Below are 914 nucleotides of genomic sequence, written 5' to 3'. Positions count from 1 at the left end.
CTAACGGTTAGTTAAGGGGCGGGCTTTAGCCCGTCCCAACGAGCGAAGCGAGTGGCTTGAATGCCTGGTTAGGCGCAGATGGCACGCCGGGCGCAGGGTTGTTAGGCGACTCGATTTTGAATGTGTGGCCTGAAACATACGCGCACGATTTTGCGGGAAAAAGCTCCCGACGGCGGTGAGGACGCGCGCTGATGAACCTGTTGGCGAGTTTTGGATAATTGTGTTCTGGCGCAAATGTTCCGGACCGGATTCGTACAGCCGCCGCACATTTGCAGAATGCCAAAGGCAATTGTTATTCGAGCGCATAACTTCCTTGTTACTAGATTTCTGCTTTTACGCCTAACGTTTGGTTAAGGGGCGGGCTTTAGCCCGTCCCAGTGAGCGAAGCGAACGATTTGAACCACTTGTTAAGTGTTTTGCGCGCTTTGGCCTGCGTACTGGGATACTTCTTTGCTTAAACCGCCGCCTACGACAATAGCAGCGCTTAAGATCACACAATTTTTAATTATGTACTGACCTTCAAGTGTGAGTGCGTATGGGAATTTGATGAAGCACACTTCTGGCAGCATAAATAGCGGCAGTACGGTTCCGAATAGCTGTAAAAATAGCAAGGTTAATGCGATTCTCAACAGCGGCTTGATGAGAAGGCAAACGCCAATGGCAATTTCCCATAACCCCAATATGGGTATGAATATATCTGAAGGGAGCCAGGTTATCGTGTTTGTCACTAGATCATTTACTGGGCTTAAGCCAAGTGGCTTTAGAGCGCCAAGCCAGATGAATATGATCGACAAGGAGTACTTTAATAGGGCTTGACCATGTTGGTGCATCCATTCAGCAGCAATTTTGTCGCATCTTCCGAAGGTGAAACTTCCTACTTTGAATTCCATGATTTCTTCCTGAAGACACTTAAC

At 48.1% G+C, this 914-nt stretch carries 1 protein-coding gene; it reads right to left on the bottom strand.

Annotated features, from left to right (window positions below):
* Positions 1–407: 407 nt before the first annotated feature.
* Positions 408–914, bottom strand: a 507-nt coding sequence (locus tag GJV18_RS18480) for a hypothetical protein (RefSeq protein ID WP_218572197.1), incomplete at its 5' end; no start/stop codon positions are given.

Source organism: Pseudomonas xionganensis, assembly GCF_009763245.1.
Classification (GTDB): Bacteria; Pseudomonadota; Gammaproteobacteria; order Pseudomonadales; family Pseudomonadaceae; genus Aquipseudomonas; species Aquipseudomonas xionganensis.
Note: the sequence above shows the minus strand (reverse complement) of the source record. Positions and strands in the feature narration are given on the sequence as shown.